Source organism: Niabella sp. ZPM-14 (genome assembly GCF_055693045.2).
Genome location: NZ_CM181148.1, coordinates 1,575,790 through 1,600,900 on the forward strand (window position 1 = coordinate 1,575,790; position 25,111 = coordinate 1,600,900).

Sequence of the window (25,111 nt, forward strand, 5' to 3'; positions counted from 1 at the left end):
TCAATTTTTTCATCCCGTGATACCGTGAAACGGAGAATTAAGGTCAGCTCTGTGAACCCGGTATCTTCCGGAAAATTGGGTTCCGGACGAAACCACAGCGACTTCCGGGTCAGATTTCGCCGCTTTCGTGCAGACAGCCTTAGATTTGCAAGATGGTGCTTTTCAAACCCCTGCATAATATGTTGCTTTTGCTCTCAGCGATCTTTTTTATCGCCGCCTTTTTGACGCTCCGCAAGACGTTGGATATTCATCTCAATAACACGACCCTGGTGATCGGCTTTGCGCGTATTTTTATGTTTGCGGCTATTTATCTGTCGGTAGTATGGCTGCTTTATACGTTTACATTAAAACGGATGTGGTCTGAAAAGCTGTATAAAGTGCATATTATCATGACGGCGACCCTCGTGGTCATTGTCATGGTGGCAGCGCTCTGGAGCAACCAGCTGTTAGACGCTTATACCAGCAACCCGCTTAATAAGGCCGTCCTTTCGGGAGAAGTCGGAAATGCCATAGTGGGTGTTCTGGCAACATTAACAACCATTCAATTGCTTTATCCGTTAAATTTGATCATCGGATTGTTTAAAAAGAATGTGTAGGCACTTAAAATAGTCGTCATGGATCATACAATGTTAATACAGGTAACGAATCAAAAAGCCATCGGGCTTTTGCATGAGTTGGAGACGTTGAATCTGATCAAAGTTTTGAAAGAACATTCCGTTCCCGAGAACACCAAACTTTCTGATAAATACAGAGGAGTTATTAGCAAAGAAAAAGGTGAAGACCTTAACGAACACATTAAACAAATGAGGAGTGAATGGAACAATACCTGATTGACACCAATGCTGCGTCTGATTACTTATCCGCATCTTTTCCCTTAGGTGGAATGGCGTTTATGGATACGATCATAAATAATGTCCCTAATATCTCTGTAATTACTCAAATAGAATTGCTGTGCTGGTCTACTGACGAAGGAACAGCCAGAAACATAAAGGAATTTGTCAAGGACAGCTCTGTTTTAAACATCTCGACAGACATCATTGCACATTGTGTTTTTATACGGAAAGCTAAAAAGGTAAAGACACCTGATGCCATTATTGCCTCAACCGCATTAGCCTATGGTTATACGCTGGTCACGAACAATGAAAAGGACTTTAACGGCATCCAAGGACTTAAGCTATTGAACCCGCATCGAGCTTAAATTAACTTTTGTTAAATTTGATCATCGGATTGTTTAAAAAGAAAAAATTGTAAGTCATGTCATTATTGAATCAGAACAATAAAAAAGGAAAGAAGGACGCTAAAGCAAAAACCGGTAACAAACAGGGTGGAAATTCCAAATTCATTCAAAAGCCTCAATCGGCATCGTTTGTAAGCAAGCAGCAAAACACCGGCTCCCAGCGGGGCAGCTAACTATCGTCTTTTTATTCAAATTTTCCTAACGTATTAAAGTGCCTCCGGGCTGCCTTCAAATATGCCCGGCCCTTTTTATAAGGCCAGCGGGCGGTTTGGGGGGCATTATATTTACTGATCTTATACAGCGCGTGCCAATGTTCCAGGATAGTTCTGTATGCCTGCAGCATGGGCATATTACAATCATAGATATGATTGGGTTCCGCACCTGCGCCGTTGTACTCCAGGATCATAAAATGCCTGCCCGCCTTGAGCTCTTTGATGGACGCGGCTTTGATGTCGTACCGTCCATAATAAAACCCAGCCTGCTGGCTAATACGGTCAAAGACGCGAACCAGGTCGGCATCAATCTCATTTTGTAAGTTGGTAAACTTAGCGCCGCGGTTATGATTTCCTGCAAAGGACAGGTAAAACGTTTCCCCGGCCGGTATCACCCGGTCAAACCGGTGACTGTGCATGGCCTCCATTTCTGCCAGGCGATGGCGGGCGCGGGGATGCCCCATGATCAGCTCTTGCAGCGTGCTGTGGCCATCCCCTTTTACCTGCAACAACTCTTTATGGATGAAGCCGGATACCCGGCCCTGCTGTTCCCAGGGATACCGGTAATAGAAGACACTTAATTCAAGGGGCAGATCGATCTTTTCCTGGACGATATACTCCACAGGCATACGCTCGTGGTAGCGCTTCAGTTGTGCTTCGTCCTCGATGATCCTGAACAGGATGCCTTTCATGCCGATCTCCGGTTTTACCACAAATGGATAAGCAAAACGGGACGAGACAATGTTTTGCCGTACTTCTTCAAAGGGAGTGCCCGGATTGATATAAATAGTTCGGGGAACGATATCGGGCGGTAAGAGCGCATACATTTCTTTTTTCCCTTCTCCTTCAAAGCCGCCAAAAGTAATGGTCGGATTAGAAGCGGTAAAAAACCACGCTGAGCGGCCCCTGAGGCAATACCATAACCAAACCGGCACAATCGGGGCGTAAAACACATAAAAATTCCATAACTCCCAATTGAAAAGCCTCTCAAAAATTTTCCTGATGCGCATGAATTATCGGCAAATATACCAGCCGGTGCGTTAAAATAGATTAATTTTATCCGGTATAAACGGGCATCATTCTAATTAATTGTATGCCAGAAAAATAAAGATCGTATGCATGTACCTACAATGGCCGAAATGTCTGCCAGTGGCGAAGCTCCCGAGATATTATTCTGGGTGGGATGTGCGGGCAGTTTTGACCAGCGCGCACAAAAAATAACCCGTTCCTTTGCGAGCATCCTGGACGCTGTGAACGTAAAGTATGCTATCCTGGGAAAAGAAGAAGCTTGCACCGGCGACCCCGCACGGCGCGCAGGCAACGAGTTTATGTTTCAGATGATGGCCTACCAGAATATCCAGGTATTGAATAACTACAACATCAGGAAAATCGTGACAGCCTGTCCTCATTGTTTTAATACCTTAAAAAATGAGTATCCTGAGCTGGGCGGCCATTATGAGGTGATCCACCATACGACCTTCCTTCAGCAGCTGATCGACGAAGGGAAAATTCGACTTAAGGAGGGCGGCAGCTTTAAAGGAAAGAAGATTACGTATCACGACAGTTGCTATCTCGGACGCGCAAATGATATTTACGAAGCACCCCGCAAAGTATTGGAAGCGCTGGACATGGAGCTGGTGGAAATGAAACGCTGCCGCAGCAAGGGCTTGTGTTGTGGCGCCGGTGGCGCGCAGATGTTTAAGGAAGAAGAGAAAGGTGATAAGCGCGTGAATATCGAAAGGTCAGAAGAGGCGCTGGCCACCCAGGCTTCCTATATTGCTTCGGCCTGCCCGTTTTGCAATACCATGATCACTGATGGCGTCAAGAATGCAGAACAGGAGGGCGATGTAAAAGTCCTCGATATCGCTGAAATCATTGCAGAAAGCCTGGAACGCCCTTCTGAGCGTTAATTACCAGGTTTACAAGCGGATAAGTGTTGCGAAGATGATCCCTGGTTAACTTTTCAACCTGTCAACTTTTCAACTACCCCCATCATTGCCTAATTTTGTATCATGAATCTGGAGTATAAAGAATTGTTACCCGCCGATTTTAGCCCGGCTTCGCGCGTTTGGGTATACCAGGCGAGCCGGTTACTGACGATGGGCGAGGCGCTGGATGCAGAAGGTAGGATCAATGATTTCACAGAGCAGTGGCAAAGCCACGGTGCAGATGTGAAGGCGGCGGGATTCCTGTTTTTCGGGCAGTTTGTGATATTATTAGCGGACGAAACCTACGCAGGCGTGAGCGGTTGCAGCACCGACAGTTCCGTACGGTTTATCAAATCGCTTGAGCAGGCATATGGAGTAAGCTTCTTTGACCGCACCAACCTGGCTTTTGTTATCAAAGACCGGGTCCAGCTGTTGCCTTATGCGCAACTGCAATATGCGCTGGATAACGGCTTCATCACACGAGACACGCTCTATTTTAATAACCTTGTGGCTAATAAGTCCGAGCTCGAAGCGCAGTGGCTGGTACCTTTAAAAGATAGCTGGTTGAAGGATCGGGTAACGATGCCTGTTTGATGCCCTTCAGAACCCATTCATTATTTCGCCTGTTCCAAAATCAACCAGGTGTTTCCCTGTGCCGGTATGGTTACTGAGATCGTGATCTTTTGCTCCCGATCGATCCGGTACGTTTTCGGCGGAGCCCCATCCACACTGACTTTTGCCGCTCCTTTGATGCCTGTGTAATACACCGGCAACTGAATGGTGGTAGTGACATCTTCATTCAGCGGATTATACAGCATCGCAAAACCTTTTTGTTCCAGCTCCGGATCGGCATGTAAAATACCATCCCAATCGCGCCCGGTGGGGCGGCGGAGGTGAATGATATCTGCGTTCAGGATATCCCGGTATTTTTTGTAGTGCGCTATTTCATGCTGCACCAGCTTTTTCGTTGCTTCCGTATCGTAGAGCCTGCTGCCTCTGTAACAGGCTTGTACTCCGCTACCGTAGTTTTGCTGCATATGGGCAGCATATTCTTTCAGGTGTTCGGACAATGGCTCCAATGTTGCCGCAGCGCCGCCGCCCTGGTATTCTACCAGTGGCACAAAGGTCCAGCCCATCGAAGGGGTGCGCGCCCAGGTTCCATCATAAATATTTTGACGGCCCAAAATAATTTGCTCCGCTCGGGGCAACGACCAGTTCCATTCCCGGTAACCAATGCCGGTTTTATTAGAACCGCTTAGCATATAAAAATCAGGCGTGTTCATATAAACACCCTTGGCCCGCAACCATTGATATAAGTCGACCGATTGTTTCCACTGCTTCCACTGGGAATCGTAGTAATTTTTATGACCAGGATGGGCTGTTGACGCACAAAAATCACCGGGATAAGGACCATCGTGCTCCAGCAAATCAAACCCTGTATATTCGAAGAAGTGTTTAATTTTTTTGAGATAACTGATGCCCCATTCACTGCCCAGGCAGGGGGCGTTGATAAAAGTAGCTCCTCCCGGTTGACCGGTTTTTATATCGATCACGTCTGTTTCGGGTCCGATCTTGCGACTGGAAAAAAGAGAATAACCGCCGATTTCTATGCCTTTGCTATGCGCATAGTCGGCCATTGCTTTAAATTTCTTCAGATTACTTTCAGACTGATCTTCCATATTTAACCCGCTTCCGAAGCTCAGGATGATCATCTCATAACCGGTAGCAACGCATTGCGCGACGGCTGTTTTTACTACGTCGACGTCAGTAGACCTCAGATGCATGAAGATCGGGTTTTCGGTAACCCAGGGTGCGACCGTCCGATACATTTTTCGCTGCGACAAGGTGTTTCTTTCGCGATCTGTTCCGTCCAACGCCAGGACATAAGTGGTGAAGCTACTCCAGGCCTGCCCATTGGCCACGGTTTGTGCGGGACCTATCGCAGGCTGGCTTTTTACAATGCATGGTGTCTGTAAGGCATAATTTACCTGGGAAGTATAAGCCGGATCGGTTTCCCAGCTGAGCGCCTGATTACTTTCTTCATAGCTCATGCCTTTAAACGCATAATCGTTTTCTATATAAAAGTTGGGCCTGCTCCAGATGGCAGACGGGCTGGTGCCCACATAATTTTCTTTTTCGGGATAAGCAATAATTTCTCCTGTAAAATGACTAACAACGAGCGCTTTTCCGCTGTTGTTTTCAACGGATATACTTTTCGATAGTAACGGCAAATTGTCATAGATCGCGTAATGTATTTTTACAACGACCCCTTCTTTTGCAGGATGCGTAAAGGACAGGATCAATTCTTTTCCGGATCGTTTCCATTGGGTTGCCGGTCTCCATCTTCTGGTGTCCCAGCGTATCGAAGGCTGCAATTCTTTGACCTCAAAATGGCTTAAGCTGAAAGAACCGGGCACACTATACATTTGCCTGATCCAATTGTCTAATAAATATCCCCTGTTGATCTGGCCAGCCAGTCCGCCCACATTATAAGATTCCTGATCTATTTTGATAATCGCCTCGGGCTCGACGGCGCGGATATACTCCTCTCCCGTTACCAGGTTTTTCAAGCTGGTAGTGGCGGCATTGGGAATCACAGTAATGGTACGGCTTACGAGTCCGTTGCTTAAAACGAGTTGATCATGAGCCGTTCTGCTCACCGACGCTTTGATTTGCGGTTTTTGGAGCAACCAGTCATGGGTTGCCTTTTCATTTTTATACAAGGGGTACTTACGGACTGCCTGGATCATGGCTTTTGCGGCACGGGCATCAGGCTGGCTCAAAGCTGCCCGATCTGCTTCACCGATAAATTGCACGACCGAGGGATCGGACGTTGTGATTCGAAGTGATCCGAGATCGGCTACGTCGCCGCTGATATCGTCACCTCCGTCGGTTACTTTTAGCTGCAACAGGTTAACACCGGAAATATCAACGGAAAACGGCTTCGCCTGATCAGTTCCTCTTATCAACCCGCTGCTCCACAATGGCTTTCCGTCGCCATAAATTCTTAGTTCAATACTGCCGGCACTGATGTGCCTTAACCCTAAACCCACGCCCAGCAAGCTTTTCGCCCCGGTGGCATTATCGGTGACAAAGAAAATCTTATGTCCATCTGTTCGCGTTACAGAGTCAGGCGCTCCCTGTTCCGATAATAGCTTCGGGCCATCATCCACACCTACCATACCAGTGAATTTCGTCGCCTTTTTACCAACATACACCGTCGCAGAAAAAGGCGCGTGCACACTGATACCCTCGTCAAAGGTCCGGTTGGCCACAAGCATTCTACCCCCGGTCATTGCGCGGTTTACGACAGGGTTGAATATTTCCTGCGTATGCCCTTTCAGAGGCAGATCGGCGAGGTTAACAGTCTTTTCCTGCGCATGAGCCACCCATCCGATAGCAAGGACCAGACCCAATGAACAACCTAATTTTTTAAGAATTTCGAACATGACGAAGCGTTTAGTTGATTTTGGCTTTAAATATAATCGTTTCTGCGTTGTTACCTATCATGGCACCGTCTTGCAAGCACCACCTGACTTCCTCTCAGACCTGTTGTCACTATTGGGCGGACATCGAATACCCCCAAACACGCATTGTCCGGATAGCTTGATTCGGGCGTTATGCGCGTTTGAGGTATTGTTGATTTGATACGTTCTGACAGCACGCTTACTCTAAAGTAGGATTGAACTTGCCTCCCCAGTCTACGCTCTGCTCGAGTTTCGGATTTTTCTGAATCTGCGCCAGGGATATGGGCGCGAAATAAAATTTTTCAGGAATGCTGAACGTAACCGCGTCTACAGTGGCTTTCAGGATCGGATCAAAGGCGTAGCTGAAGTCCTCCGGGAGATAGCCGTAGGCGTCTTTCTTTGCTCCGACTACAGGGAGATTGGCTGCTTTTAAGGTTGCAGCTACCCCTCTTTCTATTTTCGCATCCAGTGTAGTGAGCGTTCGGGAACGAACCAGATCCCAATAGCGCTGACCTTCGAATACAAATTCTATGAGCCGCTCCTGGTAAACCAGCGCTCTCACATCGGCCCGGCTGGTGGCGGCGATCCCGTAATTTCCTGACCCCGCTTCTATGCCGGCTCTTTTTCTGATCGTTTTAACCAGCTCGATAGCTTCAGCGGTTTTGCCGGTTTCGTTCGCTGCTTCAGCCAGGTTGAGCAACACTTCTGCATAACGGATTTCAATCCAGTCAACCTCACTTTGCGTAGCTTCTGTACGCGGCAAATCCAACTGGCTGCCTTTCCTGGTGTATAAGCCTGTTCTTCCACCGGCTAACGGATCTACACTGTATTCATCGTCCTTGGCAGCGAGCTTATCGTCGGTATATTGACGGCGGCCGGCAAGGCCTCCCACTTCGTAAATGACACCATTGTACACGATCGTTGCATCAAAACGGGGATCACGATTCTTCCAGAAAGTCTGCTCATTGTAGGTATAGTTTGGGCTGCTTCCCGGTGCATATCCGTCCTTCATGGTATAAGCCTGTACCAATGACCACACCGGATTATCGGCCCCTGTGGCGCCGGTCACCTGAGACAGCGGCCGGATACCCCTTTCGTTCCTGCCATCGGTCTTTGTGGGTGCAGTGAACTTCACAGTCAACAGGGCTTCGCGATTGCCTTCATTATTGATTGACCATATACCGGAATAAGTGTTGTTTAGCCCGAAGCCAGCTGCATCTAAGTAGTTTTTAGCGGCAAGATTCGCGTCATACGCCGCGGTCCAGTAATTGTTCCCATAAGGATTGGACGGATTAAAAAGCGGGCTGGCCTTATACAGCGCTACACGCCCCTTGAATGCGGCAATAGCAGCGGCGCCTATCCGGCCTTTATCATTACCCGCGAAGGCCTTCCCGCTTAACAACGTAGCGGCTTTATCTAAGTCAGAATTAATCGCGTCGAACACTTCAGCGGTGGAATTGCGAAGCACCTGCAAGTCATCCGTTAAGTCCTGAGGCTTTAAAATAATAGGCACACCGCCATAGACCCGCACCAGCAAAAAATAACTGTAGGCTCTTAAAAACAAAGCCTGTCCTACAATTTCATTTTTGGTACTCGTCTCCAGTGTTCCTGTTTCAATTTCCTGAAGCAGGATATTGATCTGCCGGATATCTACATACTGATCTTCAAAGCTTGAAGCCCACGGGTGGCTGGAGATCTGTATCGTGTTGCTATTGATCACACCGCGCGACTCATCTGTCGCCAGCCCTCCAAAAACGGCACCGCTAACGGTTGGCCAACCCGCAGGCATTACGCGTTTGTATAAATTCGCCAGGTAAGCATTGGCCAATGCGGGGTCCGTCCATGTCAGCTTTGGCTCAACAGCATTCAGGTTTTCTACATTCAGCACGTTTTTATTACAGGAAAAGGTCAGTAAAGACAGTAGCAGTATTCCTGTAATTCTGTATATTTTTATTTGCATTGACATAAGATTTTGGTATTACAATGATAGATTAAGCCCAAAAGAATAGGTTCTGAACAGTGGGTAAGAATCCAGTGATGACTGTTCCGGATCATGCTCTTTAAAGCCACTTAGCGTGAAAAGGTTCGTTGCGTTAAAATTGAATTGCAATCCTTTCAGGCCGGCCTTATTAATAATCCTGGCCGGAACGGAATAAGAAAGATTGACATTTTTGACTCTCACATAAGCACCGTTCCTGATCCAGAAGGTGGTGGCCACTCCATTGCGATCGGGATCCATCCAGGCTCCATTGGCGCTGGGGTATTTTCCGCCGGGATTCAACTCAGGGTCGTAAGCGTCCGTCCACAACTCGAAATAAGGTCGCGCAGTCAATTGGAAGACGCCACCTGAACCACGGCCATCTTCAATGCTGGTATTGAGCGTTTGTACAAACTTGTCGTACTTTCCAACCCCCTGTAAAAAAATATTCAATCCCAGGTTCTTCCAGCGCAGGTCGATGGGGGCGCCGAAATTCAGACGGGGTACGGCGTTTTCAGAAATAACAGTACGGTCATTTTCATCCACTTTGCCATCCGCACCTGGCTTAAAGGCGTCGCCGTTAATGTCTTCGATCAGCACATATCCTAACTGGACTTTCCTGTTGAACTGGGTGTATCCGGCAGGAAGCGCATCAATGACAGATTGATCTTTGACTATTCCTTTAGATATATAGCCGTAGACAACGCCAGAGGTGGGGCGGCCAATGACGTTTTGATAAGCGGGAAGATTGGCGGCCTGCGGCCAGCTTACGTATTCGTCGATAGAGTATCCCATATTAAAGCCTACAGCATAACTGAAATCACCTTTTGATTTAGCATAGCTGGCAGTCAATTCAAATCCCCTGGCTTTTTGCTCTCCTATATTTAAAGCAGGCAGCGCCGTTCCGAATGTGCCGGGAATCGCCTCTGTTGTGGGAACCAATATCCGGGAGCGCCTGGTGGTGAAGTAATCAAAAGAAAAACTTAAGGCGTCCTGGAAGAAGCCCATATCAATACCGGCATTAATTGTTTTATTAAGCGCCCAGGTGATGTCAGGGTTGGGCACTACGTTTTGAGGAGCGAGCCCCGTGAGATTGGAGTTGGCAAATACATAGCCGCCATTCCCGTTTCCAACAAAATTGTTTTGGATATTATAGTTGTTTTGAAACTGAAACGGAGCGATCGCCGTGGTGAGCCCATTCACGCCATCAAACCCTGTTGTTCCGTAAGAACCCCTTATTTTGAGCGTACTTACAGGTTTAAGATTGAAGAAATTTTCTTTGCTCACTACCCAGGCGGCAGATGCAGAGGGAAAGAAGCCAAATTGCTTGCCCTGGGCAAAAATGTAAGATCCGTCCTGTCGGAAAGAGAACTCTGCGATATACTTATTGTTATAAGTGTATTTTGCCCGTCCAAAATAGGAAAGACGCGCCTGGTTCAGTTCGGATCCGCTAAAGTCCCTCCTCTCTCTCGCCGGGTTGGCCGCCAGTATTTGGTCTATGTTAGGCGTAAGCAGATCTTCCGCCGTGCCGGTCATTGCTTTCCTCATAAACTGGTATTGCTCCACCCCAACAAAGGAGGTGATATCGTGATGACCGAAAGAACGGGAATAGTCTATAAACCCATTGGTTTGATAACGTTCGTCCAGGTAAGTACTTTGGTCAATGGAAGTGTAAGACTCCCGAAGATTATTGGTTACTGTGTTATTGGCATCAAATTTTAATGGCGCCAGCTTTAGCAGATCCACGCCGGAAGTGCCTACGGTTTGCACCCTGTAACTTTTATTAAACTCTCCGATGAAATTTTTTATAAGGAAAGCGTCCTGCCTGTAATCGCCCAATACCCTGATGGAAAGCCCTTTTACCTGCGGTATTTTCAGCTCTGCTGTTACAATGGCATTAAAGGTGTTGTAAAGGATGTGCCTGTAATTGACAGAATTCACAATTTGAGCCGGATTAAATCCCCATCCGGGTTGAATGGTGGGAAAACCATCAGGATCATCGGCCGTGGTGGGCGTTCCATCCGCTTTTGCGTAGAAGGGATACAACCTTGACAGATTGAATGTAGGCCGGTAAAAGTCAGCCACCGTGAAGCCTTCACCGTTGTCACCGTCGTAAGGCCAGTAGAAACGGTCGGTGTAGCGCCTGTTGTAACTCAGATTGGAGCCGATCGTTAGATTTTCGGAGATCTTTGCGTCTACCTTCGACCTTAAAGTATATTTATCAAAGCTGGTATTTTCATAGCTTCCTTTGTTCTTGCTGTAATTGCCGGAGAAAAAGTAGGTTACATTGTCGCTGCCGCCGGATACATCGAGGCTGTGTTGTTGTGCAAAAGGATTTCTCCAAAGAATATCGTTGACACTTTGTGGCTGGATCGTTTTGGCATAATCCAACGCTTCCTGATTGAAGGGTACCTGGAAGTTGGGATCAGGCGTCGCACTGGCAATATTGTTGTTTTTGGCCACGGCATTCCTGAATATCAGCTCCTCTACAGGTGTCCAGTCCTGTAGCGGCTTTGTCGTGCGGCTGGTGGATAAAATGCCCCGGTAATTTACCAGAACTTTTCCTTTTTTACCAGACCGTGTTTTTACTACCACTACCCCACCGGCAGCCCGGGCTCCGTAAATGGCCGCTGCCGCCGCATCTTTTAGTATACTTACCGACTCCACCTCGCCCGGATCCAGTACATCGAACTGGGACTTGTCGGTGACTATATTATCAATTACATAAAGCGGGGGCGTTTTTGAGCCGCGAATAGATATGGAGGCTCCCCCTCCTACAAACCCGGAGTTCTGAACGATCTGCGCACCGGGCAGCCGTCCAGCCAGACTGGTTGACAGCTGCGCTGTAGGGATGTTCGCTATTTCAGATGCTTTAATGCTGGATACGGCAGAAGTTTGTGTCTGCCTTGATTCGGATCCGTAGGCTACAACGACAACTTCATCCATTGGTGTTTCCTGGACTTCCAGCAAAATGTCAAAAGCGTTATCATTGCCAACCGCTATTTCTTTGGCGATGTATCCGACTGCCGAGACGATCAGGACAGACCCGTCGGGCACATCCAGTGCGAACTGACCTTTAGCGTCCGTTATCGTCCCTAGTTTGCTGTTTTTCACTTGCACGGACACTCCGGCCAAAGGCTCCCCTTTTGCATTCGTGACCTGTCCTGTAATAGGCCTTGCTTTCGGTGCAGCTTCTGTAATACCCACCAGCCTGTCATTTAATAAGGAATAAGCATAGCCTGAATTTCGAAACACCATTTCTAAAACGGAATGCACTGAAGCATTGGAAACCTTCAGATTGATACCGCCTTTTTTCAGCTTCACTTTGTCATGATACACAAACCGGTAATCGGTTTGTTTCCGGATGAGGTCTAATACATCGATGATGCTTGCGTCTCTCACCGAAACCGTGACCGTTTCCTGCGAGTGGCCGGTTGCAGCAGCCTGCATACAAATAACTAACAATACAGTTACCAGCTTCATAACTAATAAAAATTTTCGGACAGGCCGCAGCCATAAACAGTCCGTTTCAGGTTTGATTTTTTGCATAACTTGCACTGGTTTTTAAAGTGAGTAATAGTAGATATCTGATCTGCCTGTTACCGCAATCGGAGGTGTTCCCGCACCTCCTTTTTGTGGCTATTTACTGATAACAAAGCTGTTCTTCCTGGTCTCTTCAAAGTGAAATGGAAAGGTGAATTGCAAAGCAGTTAAAGCTTCCGTGACTGTTTCGTTTTCAAACACACCACTGAATTTTTCATTGGCCAGATCGCCGTCTTTAACGGTGATAGTGACATCATACCACTTCTCCATCCTTTCGGCGACGAGCCTGAGAGGTTCACTATTGAACACTAACTTATTTTCGATCCACGCTGTTTCGGGGATAATGCCACTCCTGGCTTCTGCCTGAAGCGTTTCCATCTTATAGGGAAAGTCTATCGCCAGGCCTGATGCTTCCTCGTCATCAGCTGATTGTACAGGAATGGATATTTTCTCATTAGGCTTCAGCAATAACTTTACCTCCTGTTGATTTTTATCGGTCACCTCAAGCCGACCTTTGATCAAAGAAGTCTGAACTTCCTGCTCATCTGCATAAGCCCTGATGTTGAACGTGGTACCTAGTACTTTGATTCTTACTGATCTTGCCTGTACTGTAAAAGGCAGGGTGGCATCATGCGCCACATCGAAGAACGCTTCTCCGTCCAAAACAACGGCCCTGTTATCGATGCCAAAACCTTTGCTCAAGGAGATATGGCTGTTTTCATTTAAGATCACTTTGGATCCGTCCGGCAACAGGACGTCGCGCCTGGCAGTCGCGCTTGTTTCAGAAGCCCTGTCAGCAAACTTTTGCTCCGCTTTGTGTGGTGGCCGGAGAAAAAGATATCCTATCAATGAAAGACATACGAGCACACTGGCAGCAAGCGTGATTTTTTTCCAGGGCCGATTGGCTGATGTGTTTGTGAGGAAAGCGGTTGAAATAAACTCTTCCGGAAAATGGCGTTGTAATTTTTCAAGCTGACGCTGCCACGCCGCTTCTGTCTCAGCATCTTTAAGATCCGCCGGCCGGTTCATAAAAAACTGGTGATGCAATTCCAACTGAGATGTCAATTCCGGATATTGCCTTAACAATTGCTCATATTCCTCCAATTCTTCCAGGGTAATATCCTGCGTCAATCTCCTCGAGGCCAATTGCCATAATCTTGATTGGGACATGATTTCTATTTGATAGTTAAAGAGCCTTGTATTTATAGCGTACAGACTGCGTTATCCTTTTTACCGCTATAGCGAGCTGCGCGTCAATCGTTTTAATAGATATGTTGAGGATAGCCGCTATTTCCTTATACCGGAGCCCTTCCTGCTTCGCCAGCCGGTAGATGGTGCGGCATCTGGCCGGAAGACTTTGTATCGCATCTTCATACCGGCTGGCCAGCTCTTTATTAAGGAGGATCTGCTCCGGCGTGTGGCTGTACTCCTGCGGGGCGATTTCGATCTCCTCGATCGGGTGTTTCGGCGCTTTTTGCAGGACGGTGCTATAGCGGACCGCAATATTCCTGGTGGAAACGTAGAGATAACTATTCAGGTTTTCTATCTCAATCAAACGCGTTCTGTTGCTCCACAGGTTGATAAAAACATCGGACACGACCTCTTCCGACGCCTGTTCGTCCTTTACTATTGACCGTGCAAACCTCATCAGCTTTTTATAATATAGATGGAACAGGGTTTCGAATGAACCTTTGTCATTCAATACAGCTATTTGTTCTACAAGTATTTGTATTTTAATCTCGTGTTGTAGCAAGTCGTACCCGGTTAAATCAGACGAAAGAAGTCCTTATATATTAGTGGATACACGCGGATGGAAAATCCCCTAAAAATACATATATCATTTTTTTCATCAATCCGCCCCTGAAGAATGGCAGTCTGAACAGTTTTCAAAAGCGGCGGAGAACAAAAATATCGGCTGCTTGTTATTACTACCAGTATTTATACAACAAGCATAAGCCGGACCGGCTGCATGGTGTCGGCCGCTTAGCTTTCAATTGTTTAACTTTGCGAAAATTAATTACATGCTTGATTCGATAGAAAGTGCGATTGAAGCGATTCGCCAGGGGAAAATGGTGATTGCGGTAGATGATGAAGACAGGGAAAATGAAGGAGACTTCATTGCGGCTGCCGGAGCTATTACACCGGAAATGGTGAATTTCATGGCCACCCATGGCCGCGGCCTCATTTGCGCTCCCCTGCCGGAAGACCGTTGTGATGAGTTGGGGCTGGAGCTGATGGTGACCAATAACACCGCGCTGCATGAAACAGCCTTTACCGTTTCTGTCGACCTGCTGGGTCATGGCTGTACCACCGGTATTTCGGCTCACGACCGGGCCAAAACGATCGAAGCACTGAACAATCCTTTTACCAACCCCGCAGACCTCGGTCGCCCGGGACACGTTTTTCCGCTACGCTCTAAAAAAGGCGGTGTATTGCGCCGTGTAGGCCATACCGAAGCCGCTACAGACCTGGCGCGGCTTGCCGGGTTTCCTTATCCTTATGGAAGTGTATTGGTAGAAGTGATGAACGAAGATGGCAGCATGGCGCGGCTTCCGGACCTGCTGAAAGTGGCTAAAAAATTTGACCTTAAGATCATATCCATACAGGAGCTGATCGAATACCGCCTGAAACGAGACTCATTGATAGAGGAAGTGGTGCGCGTGCAAATGCCCACTAATTATGGCGACTTTACCTTAGTGGCTTTTAGAGATAAGAACAGCAATAACGAACACCTGGCCCTGATCAAAGGCGAATGGAGCAAGGATGAACCGGTATTGACCAGGGTGCATTCGTCCTGCTTTACGGGGGATATCTTAGGCAGCCTGCGCTGCGATTGCGGCGATCAACTGCATACCGCAATGAGAATGGTGCAGCAGGAAGGCAAAGGCATCATCTTATACATGAACCAGGAAGGCCGCGGCATCGGGCTGATGAATAAATTGAAGGCCTACAAGCTGCAGGAAGAAGGAATGGATACCGTGGAAGCCAACCTCCACCTGGGCTTTCAGATGGATGAACGGGATTACGGCGTTGGCGCACAGATCCTGCGCCACCTGAACGCGACGAAGCTAAGACTGATGAGCAATAACCCCAGGAAACGCGTCGGCCTGGTGGGTTACGGGTTGGAGATAGTAGAAAACGTTCCGATTGTCATCTCTCCGAATGAACATAATGCCAGGTACCTGAGTACGAAAAGGGAAAAGCTGGGGCATGAGTTTTAGTTGACAGATGACAGTGAGGTTGATGACAGCCGGCCCTAAGCTCCCGCATTATCATTTGCGCACTCAAAAACTCAACCGCCAATGGCAACTACCACACTCAACGACTACCTGGCTTCCATCCCGGAAGAGGCGCGCGACGCCGTGAATCAAATTCGTTCTGCCATCAGGAAAGCGGCTCCGCAAGCTGAAGAAGGCATCAGCTATGGTATCGGCGGATTTAAGCAAAATGGGAAATTTTTTATTTATTATTCGGGATATAAGAAACACACCAGCCTCTATCCTGCGCCCCGCGGGCACAAAGACTTTGAAGAAGAATTAAAGCAGTATAAGGGTGGCAAAGGCACTGTCCAGTTTCCTTTACATCAACCCTTACCCATCCGCCTGATTCAACGGATCGTCACTTTCCGCCTGAAAGAAAACGAGGAAAAAGCAGCTGCAAAGAAAAAATCCTGACCAGCAGCTATGTAGTCGTGCGCGTTCCGGCAGTCTTTACTACACCTTTTCAGATCCCTACCTTCCCCCCCCCAACTTCCCGACCTCCAACTTCGAACTTCGACTTCTGACCTCCGACCTCCGTCTTTCCTCCTCATTAAGTATAAGTTATTATCTTCGGTCCCATTTCCGGGAGACCCGCCCTTTTACCTGTAGTCACCCGCTATCTTAAAATTTTTTCTATGCATTTAAAAAGAGGATTTCTGATCACATTAGTTGGCAGCTTTGTTTTTCTAGCGGCCCTGAGCACGAGCGCACAAACCTACACGGTGGCGTCGTACAATCTGCGATTCGATAATAAGAATGATATCGGCAATTTGTGGCAGGACCGCAAGGCGGTGGTTGCCAACCTGATCCGCTTTCATGATTTTGATTTGTTTGGCACACAGGAAGCGCTGCCGCATCAATTGGAAGATCTTGTTAAAGCCTTACCTGGCTATGCGCGTTATGGAAAGGGACGGGACGATGGCAGCGATAAAGGAGAACATTCAGCTGTTTTCTATAAAAAAGACCGCTTTCAATTACTCGCTTCCGGTGACTTCTGGTTGTCTGAAACGCCTGACAAACCTGGACTGGGCTGGGACGCTACCTGCTGTAACCGCATTTGTTCCTGGGTATATCTCCAGGATAAAAAGTCCAAAGCCAAATTCTACTTTTTCAATGTGCACTTCGATCACCAGGGAAAAGTGGCGCGGCAAGAGAGCAGTAAACTAATGCTGCAAAAGATCAGTGAGATCTCGAAAGGCGCTCCGGCAATCCTGACCGGCGATTTTAATGCCGATAGAAAATCGGAGCCTTATCAATTACTGGCCAGGTCTTCGATTATCAGGGATAGCTATCACGATGTGAAATATCCTTACGAAAACAACAGCTCTTTCAACGGTTATAAAAAGGAATTTACGACCACTGAAGTGATCGATCATATCTTCTTAACCAAACAATGGAAAGCTTCAAAGTGGGGCATCCTGACGGATACTTATTTTGGAAAATTCCCGTCCGATCATTTTCCGGTGGTAGCGGCGGTCACGCTGAAAAAATAACCGCAGTTAATTTTCTATATCGGGGATAGTCTTAGGAATAAGGCTATCCTCTTTTTTTTCGGTGGTTACCGGTGCAACAGAATGAGTCGAGTCCACCGGCGCCGGCAGGTTTCTTTGAGATTCTCTTTCGGCACGTTTTCTAACATTGGAAAACAATTCACGCAATGTGTTGAACTCGCGCTTAAATGAAATACCGCCCCCGGTTCGCTTTAGCTTGGCAGCCCCGGTGCTGGACGTGGTAAGGTAATCAAGGTTTTCTCTGTAAAACAGATTCAACCGGATCGTACCGCTGGCATTCAGCAGCCATTCTGCCGTCACATCCGGCAGGAACTGTACCGTTTGTTGCAGCGTAGACTGAAGTGGTACTTCGAGCGAGCTACCTAACGAGATCACAAACCGATCCTGGAACAACGGTACCAGCAAAGCGCCGCTGACATTGGCCTGGTTGATATTGAAATTATTGGAAGCCGCGCCGAATATATTCCGGTTATATACCGACCCACTAAAGCTTAACCGGACATCATGCCCTAACAGGGATGCCAGTGCAGAATTCAGCTTTTTATTCACCTCATTGAAAAGCAGTCCCGACAAACTGGAAATCGTATTGTAGGTCAACTCGTTTACCGCAGCCCCGATACCGATATTGGACACACCGGTTTGCGGAGGTGCGAAGCTGTTGAATACGATCAGGTAAGTCACCTGCCGCGTCACTTCGGTCTGGCTTCGTTCGATTTGCTGCAACGCATTGGTCACGTTGAAGTCATTGTTGTAGCGGCTGTTCGGATCTAACTGCAGCTCAAACTTAAATTCCGGCTGAAACAGTTGTCCCGTCAACGTTGCATACACATACACATTCTCCCGCGTATTAGCATAACTCTGATCGATATTTACACCTGCCAGCGGTGCGAAGCTCACCCGTTCGGCCTTATACCTTGCCTGGATATTGATATTGGCTTTCAGCGGATCGCCTGTCCAGGAAATATAATTTTCAGTGCCTTTGATGATCTCGAATGGTTTAGGGAAGAACGATTTAAAAGTGTAGTTATATGTTCCTTCTTCAATATCAAACCTTCCTTTGATGGCCAATGGTTCGGTAGTACCCGACCGGATATTGAGGGTGCCTGAGCCGCGGCCAAAGATCTGGTCACCTGTGAGATCGTCCATCACGAATTTCATCAACACTTTCGGATTGGCGGTCACGTCGAGCTCATAGGTCATGTTCGATTGGCCTGCATTGGCATTCACCAGGCTGTCGGTCACTTCTTCGCCATATTTTCTTTCGACCAGCCATTCAGGCATTTTGCCGGCATAGCTGTCGGCAGAGGCGATTGTAAAAGAACTCTCCTCATCGTCTGAAGCAATGGCATCGATCTTCATATAACTGTTATTCTCCGGACCTACCAATACAAAGGAACCGGTTGCTTTTACATTACCATAAAAAACCTTGTTATCCCCGAAAGTGGTGTTAAGCACCTGTACAGGAAGGTTGTTGCGCGCGTCGCGGGTGCCTGGTTTCCGGGTGGATACCGTAATATCGAAGAACATATCCTTGAACGCGTTGTGCAGAATACCGCCCCGCAAATACACTGGATTACCGGTGATCGTGTCTTTCAGCACGATACCATTCAAATTAATTTCGTTCTCCGTTAATTCAATGTCCCTGTCTTCTACCTTATAATAACATTGCGTAAACTTCACCATCAACCCTGCATTGTGTAGTCGCCCTTTCCCGACGACGGTCAGCGCATCTAATGGCCCCTTTACCTGGAAGTCGCCCGTAATGTCCCCGCTCAGGTTGGAAAACAGGGAGTTCAGGAAGCGATCTACATATTTGAGGTCAAAGTGATTGGGCTTCAGAGAAATAACGTTATTAGCCTGCGTTTCCTGGTCCTGCAGGAACAGATGCACGTCATAAGCCAGGCTCTTATCTTCAGATCCTAAAGTCTTTCCATTCACCATCAATTCCCGGGTGAGCATATCAAAAATAATGGTGGCACCCAGATCGCCAATGGAATCATTATCCAGCCGGATGCCGCGTCCTACAAAATCGCGCGAGCTGATCTTCATGGTCTTGCCGGGATTCTCGATCAATACATGTGCATCTACCAGGCCTTCCAGGCGATTGCGCGGCATCAGGTAGGGACCGATATCGCCCAGGTTGATGTTCTTCAACGTGATCGCCGCGTCGTTCCAGCTGCCAACATCAGAAGGCATCGTTTCGATCCGTATCTCCTGTGTGCTTTCGCGCAATACGAGCAAACCATGCGTCGGCGCATTCTTCCTGAATTCCAGCACGCCCTTGTCATCAATGCTCCAGGTTTTACCATTGATCATAAAGCTGGAAGGATTGAACTGGATGCCGACGCCATTACTGTAGGTTGTAACAATAGCATTTAACCGGGCCTGATCGACGGTCTGGCTGCTGCCGGTACCGGTGAAAATGCTTACTTCAGACACGTCGTTATGCGCACGGATATTAAAGGTTGCGAGAGGTATCTGCAAACTATCCGTTATACCTATGTTGGATACGCTGCCGTAAAGGGTAAGACTATCGTAAGTGCCTGCCGCGTCAATATCAGTATTCGAGAAGCTGAATTGCTTGTATTGAAAAAACGGCACATTGACATCCAGCGATAAAGTATTGAGATTGGAGTTGATGCTGCCTGAAATGCGGCTGTTGTCGAATCCTTGCAAACTACTGTCTATAATCGTTGCAAACTCATTGAAGCTGTTCGTCCGGATGTCGAACGTGAATGACTGCTTGGGAACGTTTTGCTGCGGCGTCTTGATATAGGCAGGATAATAGCGGCTGAGAAAAGCTGTTACTGAGTTAGGCAGGTCCCTTATATTGAACAGACCGTCTATGTCTACGCTGAATTCATTGGAGGCGATGTTCAAATGCTTGTTGCCCGTACTGTCAGACAAGGTAGAGCTGATGGCCAGCGAATCGAAAGACAAGGGATACCCGTTACGCGTCAGCGAGGCTTGCATAATATTGGCGGAACCCAGGAAGTCATCGATCGTATTGCCCGCAAACTCGGCATTGACCCTGCCGCTGAACCCGATATCCTCCCTGAAAAGTTTGGTATTAAACAGATTGAGCGTGTCAATATTCGCCAAAAAGTTGAATTCAGGGATCTTCTGGCCAAAGTTGACCATCCCATTGAGGTTTAACCTAGCGTTCGGATCATTGATAATCGCAGATCCGTCAAAGATCCTTTTGTTCAACTCGCCGTCCAGCGTAATGTTCTGGTACCGGTACTTTTTGTAGTCGATATACCGGATCCTCGCATCCAGCGCAATGGTCCCACTGTTCGGTCTGAATCCGGCACCTTTGAGCGTAGCATTCATACTGACATAGCCCAGGTCTTGGTTTCTCAACAACGGCCCGAGATTAAGTCCCTGCGTCGACACCGTTCCGGAATAGACCGGATAGGCGGCGTTTTGAAGTTTCAGATTGATATCTGCCTTTACCGTGCCCAGGCCGGTTTGAATGGTACCATAAGTCACAAAGTCTTTGATAAATCCTGCGAAGTTGCCGGTAAATACTACATAGCCCAGCTTGCTGAGATCCGGCGTTGTAATCCGCTTCAGCGGCGGGATAAAGGCAATGGCATCCGCATACACGGTTTTGAATTCGTTGGCCTTGATATCAAGATAGGTACTGTTGATCTCTGGCAGGCCGGTAATGTTGGCATCGCCCAGGAAATAAGTATTGGCTCCTGCCCTGATGTCCAGGTTCTTGCCGATCAGCGAGGCCACCGGGCCTTTGACCAGTCCACTGATCCTGATCCGCTTCTTCCAGGTTTTCAGGTCGGGTGCGAAATAAGCTATATCGTCGCTGTTGATTTCGGTGTTATCAAAATGCCCTTCCATCCTCACTTTTTCTTCAAAATCGCTCATGTCGCTAAACCGGTCAAAGCGCATACTGAAGTAATTGGACAGATGGCTGTCATTGGTCCGGATGTCGAGGTTATCGAAGGTCATCTCCTGTGGCGTAAACTTCGCATCCGCGATGAGGTGCTTCACTTCAAAACCACTTCGCTCTTTTGTGCTCAATTTTATAGAGGCAGACACGGTGTCCATCTCCCACTTAACATTCCTGAAGTCGCCATAAATACTTGAAAACTCGATATGCTTTCCATCAAACGCCGAGGTGTCTAACGGACGGGAATCATTGTCATTCTTGAATGTGCCGTTTCTAAGCTTCAGGTGGGTGACCATGATTTTCCACTTGTTATCGTTCACATCAATATTGCTCGTATCAGTCACGATCGGCTTCGGAACAGCCGTGTCTACCCGGGGTGGCCGCCGTCCATCGTAATTGCGCAATGCAAAGTAGGGCTGATTGACATTGAGTGAATTGACTTCTATCACCCGTTTCTTAAAATCGACATTCCTTGAAACCGTGTTCAGCGATGCCAGCGAAATGGTCATATCCTGCCCGATCCAGCCGTCCTGCTGTTTGACGAAAACATTTTTCAGATCGATCTCGCGCAAGGCCAGGTTGATGGTACTCTTTTTCTTTTTAGGACTGGCCGGGGTAGAAAAGTAATCGAGTATAAACTGGTGGCGCCACACAGAATCGCTTCGCTGCAAATGCACATACGCATCGCGGAGACCAATATATTTGAGTTCGATATCTTTCTTGAAAAAGAACCAGTCTGTTACATTCACGGTGATCTCTCCGGCGCTCAGGATGGTGTCTTGCCGCTGGTCCTGGACGAGCACCCCTTGCAGGTTCATCTTGTCAAACAGGGAAAAATCCACATGCCTGATGTCTATTTTTGCGCGGAGATCTTTAGACAGGCGGGAGGTCACTTTGTCGATCAGCCAGTTTTGCACCGGCGGCATTTGAATAAGCAGCCAAAGGGTCGTCACCAACAGGATGATTGACGCTACGACAATGAGTGATATTTTTCGAAATTTCTTCAGGAAAAGGCTGTTCTAAAATATTTGTAAAAGTAATTTATTAGCGTTCGATGGGCAAATTTCGGACATATCTAACTGTTAATTTTATATTTTTATCCGGTGCTCAGAGAAATTAATGTGCAGGGCCGGACCTTTTAATCGTATTCCTGGCCAATGCAGGGAGTGGCTTTCAGCAGAAAGAACATCTTCCTACCACTTGCTTATCAATTTATAATCAGAACCCTTTCATGAATAGGCTGCGCTTTTTAATCGCTATCATCATCTTTCTCAACCTGTTCGAAAAAGCAGAGGCGCAACAGTTTGGAGGGAACCGCTTTTCAACGCGCTGGCGGCAGATCGATTCCGACACAGCCAGGGTGATCTTCCCGGAAGGGTTGGATTCCGTGGCCGGACAGGTAGCCGGCATCGTAAAAAATCTTTCGCTCCACAACAGGCTCAGCCTCGGCAACAAAATCAATAAGATCAACATCGTTTTACAAAATCAGCCCGTCACGACCAACGGTTATGTATCGCTCGGTCCATTCCGAAGCGAATTCTACATCACGCCCTCTGCTGATAATTTTGACCCAAGCAGCCTGTCCTGGCCTTCTCAATTGACGGTGCATGAATACCGGCATGTGCAGCAATTCAATAACCTGGATCACGGCCTGAGCGCTGTCATGAAAAGACTGTTTGGCCAGGAAGGTTATGCGCTGGCCATCAATTCGGCCGTACCCAACTGGTTTTTTGAGGGTGATGCGGTGTACAGCGAAACCTTATTTTCTCCGCACGGCCGTGGCACTTTACCCTTTTTCCTGAAGGCTTACCCTTCGCTATGGAGCGCCGGAAAAAATTACCGGTGGATGAAGCTGCGCAACGGATCATTGCGTGATTATGTACCGAACCATTATGACCTCGGCTACCTGATGGTCCATTATGGAAGTGAAAAATATGGTTATGATTTTTGGCGGAAAGTAACGAGAGACGCCAGTGCGTACAAAGGCCTTTTTTATCCCTGGCAACGGGCCATCAAAAGACATGCGGGCATTACGTACCCTGCGTTTCGCGACAATGCCTTTAACTACTACAAGGATCTGTTCGGAATCGAAAACAAGAAAGCTCCGGCGGACAGTAACAGCGTGTATCCCCTGAACACCCAAACAGTAACGAATTATTATTTTCCTTACCAGGTGTCGCCTGACGAACTCGTTTACCAAAAGTCTTCTTATAAAAAGCGACCTGCCTTTTACATAAAAAAAGGCAATGAGGAACAATTGATCAGAATCCGGGACATCAGCATTGACGAGCAATATGGCTATCGCAACGGAAAAATTGTATATGCCGCCTATGAATCGCATCCGCGATGGAGATGGAAAAGCTACAGCGTGATCAAAGTGCTGGATGTCGCCACCGGCGCGCAACGCAGGTTGACTTCCCGCACACGTATGTTTTCGCCTGATATTTCGGCAGACGGCAAATGGGTAGTGGCCAATAAAGTGGCTGAAGACGGGACTTCCAGTCTTGTTGTATTGGACGCTCAGAATAGCCAAACGGTCAAAGAGATAGGGGACAAGCAGGTAACTTATTTTTCAAACCCGAAAATGATCGGGCCGCATGAGGTAATCTGTGTGCTCAGGAATAAAAATGCAACCACTTCCATTGCACGTATTGATCTGAACAGCGGGCAGATCGTCAATATCACACCTCCCTCTCCGATGATCATCGGCACCATTGATCCCACGGAGGACGCCATTTATTTCACCGCATCGCGCGGGTTAAAAGATGAACTTTTTTATTATAACCGTAACACCGGGCAACTTTTTACTACGCCCACACCCGGCGTGGGCAGCTACCAGGCAAACAGCGGATTTGGAAAGCTTTCCTGGAGCGAGTTTACAGCCGATGGCTATCAGCTGAAACAAGCGGATACCGCAAACATCCGATGGCAGCCGGTCTCAGAAGATCTTTTCACAGCTTCAGGATCAGGAATGATGTCTGATACGTTTCAAGTTGCACCGGTGACAGGCACCGCGGAAGAGCTGCCGCCATCGAAGCGCTACCCGAAATTGACGCGGCCTGTCAATTTCCACAGCTGGCGACCCAACTATAACGATCCTGAATTCAGCTTCACGGTTTACGGCAACAACATTTTGAACACGACACAAACCGAGCTTTATTATCTATACAACGAAAGTGATAAGACGCATACGGCCGGAGGCTCGTTTACCTATTCAGGGTTGTTTCCCTATCTTACGATCGGGTCGGCCTACACCTTTGACCGTCGGGGCACCGTATCGGGCAAGCTGAGGAGATGGAACGAGTGGAACAATTATGTAGGCGTCAATATCCCGCTGAGCTGGGCGGGCAACCGGACCTACAAAGCTTTTAATATCGGGAGCAATTATTATTATCGCAGTGACTTTAACCGGGGCAACGATCCGCAAGCGTTTCGTGAGTTGAAGTTCAGCTACCTGGCCCATGGCATCAGTTGGTCTCAACAGGTGCAAGCAACGGTGCAGGACATTTTTCCGCGATGGGGATACAGCACGAACTGGCAATTCAGGCACGCGTTAAACCTTTATAATAGCTGGCAGGGTTACGCTGGCATGAACGTTTATTTGCCAGGTATCCAACGGGCACAAAGCCTGGTATTAAATGGAGCGGTTCAATATTCGGGAAGTGATCAAAGGGTATTTGGCAATCGCATTGCTTATGCCAGGGGCTATGCCGGGCGTGACTCAGCCGGCGCTTACACCGCACGCGCCAATTATCATTTTTCATTGGTATACCCTGACTGGGGCTTTGCCAATATCTTTTACCTGCAACGCGTGAGAGCGAACCTGTTTTATGACTATAGCCAGGTATTTAATCGAATGGGCAAACAGCGAAATACACTTCAAAGCACCGGCGTTGAGATCTACCTGGATACAAAATGGTGGAATCAGCATCCGTTGACATTCGGATTCCGGACCGGTACGCTGCTGAACCCGCTTCCACAAAGTAACCGGAGATTATTCTTTGAATTCGTCTTACCGGGCAGCCTGATACCGAGGTAAACCCAACCTCACAGGTTTGCGAACCC

The 25,111-nt window shown here is 47.8% G+C and carries 17 protein-coding genes; 10 read left to right on the forward strand and 7 right to left on the reverse strand.

Annotation, left to right across the window (positions count from 1 at the left end):
* Positions 1-179: 179 nt before the first annotated feature.
* Genes ACU37H_RS06700 through ACU37H_RS06715 form a run of 4 tightly spaced genes read left to right on the forward strand, consistent with a single transcriptional unit; the run spans position 180 to position 1,410 of the window.
* Positions 180-596: a hypothetical protein gene (locus tag ACU37H_RS06700; RefSeq protein ID WP_472702308.1), complete on the forward strand. Its 417-nt coding sequence runs from the start codon at positions 180-182 to the stop codon at positions 594-596.
* 18 nt (positions 597-614) lie between these two features.
* Entirely contained in the window at positions 615-830 is a 216-nt protein-coding gene (locus tag ACU37H_RS06705; RefSeq protein ID WP_472702307.1) for a hypothetical protein, read from the forward strand.
* Entirely contained in the window at positions 815-1,198 is a 384-nt protein-coding gene (locus ACU37H_RS06710; RefSeq protein WP_472702306.1) for a type II toxin-antitoxin system VapC family toxin, read from the forward strand. The genes ACU37H_RS06705 and ACU37H_RS06710 overlap by 16 nt, the downstream gene beginning before the upstream one ends.
* 56 nt (positions 1,199-1,254) lie before the next feature.
* Positions 1,255-1,410, forward strand: a complete 156-nt coding sequence (locus ACU37H_RS06715; protein WP_472702305.1) for a hypothetical protein — start codon at positions 1,255-1,257, stop codon at positions 1,408-1,410.
* Positions 1,411-1,421: 11 nt separating this feature from the next.
* On the opposite strand, the gene ACU37H_RS06720 is transcribed toward ACU37H_RS06715, so the two are convergent.
* Complete coding sequence (locus ACU37H_RS06720; RefSeq protein WP_472702304.1) at positions 1,422-2,459, reverse strand: hypothetical protein; 1,038 nt, start codon at positions 2,457-2,459, stop codon at positions 1,422-1,424.
* A gap of 105 nt (positions 2,460-2,564) precedes the next feature.
* Between ACU37H_RS06720 and ACU37H_RS06725 the strand changes: the two genes are divergently transcribed.
* A complete protein-coding gene (locus tag ACU37H_RS06725; protein ID WP_472702303.1) occupies positions 2,565-3,359 on the forward strand; it encodes a (Fe-S)-binding protein in 795 nt (264 codons plus the stop codon).
* 102 nt (positions 3,360-3,461) lie between these two features.
* Positions 3,462-3,971 (forward strand): hypothetical protein, encoded by a 510-nt coding sequence (locus ACU37H_RS06730; RefSeq protein ID WP_472702302.1) that lies wholly within the window; start codon positions 3,462-3,464, stop codon positions 3,969-3,971.
* Between the two features lie 20 nt (positions 3,972-3,991).
* On the opposite strand, the gene ACU37H_RS06735 is transcribed toward ACU37H_RS06730, so the two are convergent.
* From ACU37H_RS06735 to ACU37H_RS06755, 5 genes are all read right to left on the reverse strand, one after another.
* Positions 3,992-6,826, reverse strand: a complete 2,835-nt coding sequence (locus ACU37H_RS06735; protein WP_472702301.1) for an NPCBM/NEW2 domain-containing protein — start codon at positions 6,824-6,826, stop codon at positions 3,992-3,994.
* A gap of 217 nt (positions 6,827-7,043) precedes the next feature.
* Entirely contained in the window at positions 7,044-8,804 is a 1,761-nt protein-coding gene (locus ACU37H_RS06740; protein WP_472702300.1) for a RagB/SusD family nutrient uptake outer membrane protein, read from the reverse strand.
* Positions 8,805-8,822: 18 nt separating this feature from the next.
* The gene (locus tag ACU37H_RS06745) at positions 8,823-12,305 is read right to left on the reverse strand and encodes a SusC/RagA family TonB-linked outer membrane protein (RefSeq protein WP_472702299.1); all 3,483 of its coding nucleotides are present in this window, start codon (positions 12,303-12,305) and stop codon (positions 8,823-8,825) included.
* Between the two features lie 156 nt (positions 12,306-12,461).
* The gene (locus tag ACU37H_RS06750) at positions 12,462-13,535 is read right to left on the reverse strand and encodes a FecR family protein (protein WP_472702298.1); all 1,074 of its coding nucleotides are present in this window, start codon (positions 13,533-13,535) and stop codon (positions 12,462-12,464) included.
* A gap of 16 nt (positions 13,536-13,551) precedes the next feature.
* Entirely contained in the window at positions 13,552-14,067 is a 516-nt protein-coding gene (locus tag ACU37H_RS06755) for an RNA polymerase sigma-70 factor (protein WP_494407592.1), read from the reverse strand.
* 319 nt (positions 14,068-14,386) lie between these two features.
* Here ACU37H_RS06755 and ACU37H_RS06760 point away from each other — a divergent pair, with 319 nt between their 5' ends.
* From ACU37H_RS06760 to ACU37H_RS06770, 3 genes are all read left to right on the forward strand, one after another.
* A complete protein-coding gene (locus tag ACU37H_RS06760) occupies positions 14,387-15,586 on the forward strand; it encodes a bifunctional 3,4-dihydroxy-2-butanone-4-phosphate synthase/GTP cyclohydrolase II (protein ID WP_472702296.1) in 1,200 nt (399 codons plus the stop codon).
* A gap of 81 nt (positions 15,587-15,667) precedes the next feature.
* The gene (locus ACU37H_RS06765; protein WP_472702295.1) at positions 15,668-16,039 is read left to right on the forward strand and encodes an iron chaperone; all 372 of its coding nucleotides are present in this window, start codon (positions 15,668-15,670) and stop codon (positions 16,037-16,039) included.
* A 221-nt stretch (positions 16,040-16,260) separates the two neighbouring features.
* Positions 16,261-17,118 carry an endonuclease/exonuclease/phosphatase family protein gene (locus tag ACU37H_RS06770; RefSeq protein ID WP_472702294.1) on the forward strand — a complete coding sequence of 286 codons (858 nt, stop codon included), beginning with the start codon at positions 16,261-16,263 and terminating at the stop codon, positions 17,116-17,118.
* Positions 17,119-17,124: 6 nt separating this feature from the next.
* On the opposite strand, the gene ACU37H_RS06775 is transcribed toward ACU37H_RS06770, so the two are convergent.
* Positions 17,125-21,999 carry a translocation/assembly module TamB domain-containing protein gene (locus ACU37H_RS06775; protein WP_472702293.1) on the reverse strand — a complete coding sequence of 1,625 codons (4,875 nt, stop codon included), beginning with the start codon at positions 21,997-21,999 and terminating at the stop codon, positions 17,125-17,127.
* Positions 22,000-22,277: 278 nt separating this feature from the next.
* Between ACU37H_RS06775 and ACU37H_RS06780 the strand changes: the two genes are divergently transcribed.
* The gene (locus tag ACU37H_RS06780) at positions 22,278-25,085 is read left to right on the forward strand and encodes a TolB family protein (protein WP_472702292.1); all 2,808 of its coding nucleotides are present in this window, start codon (positions 22,278-22,280) and stop codon (positions 25,083-25,085) included.
* The last annotated feature ends 26 nt before the right edge of the window (positions 25,086-25,111 follow it).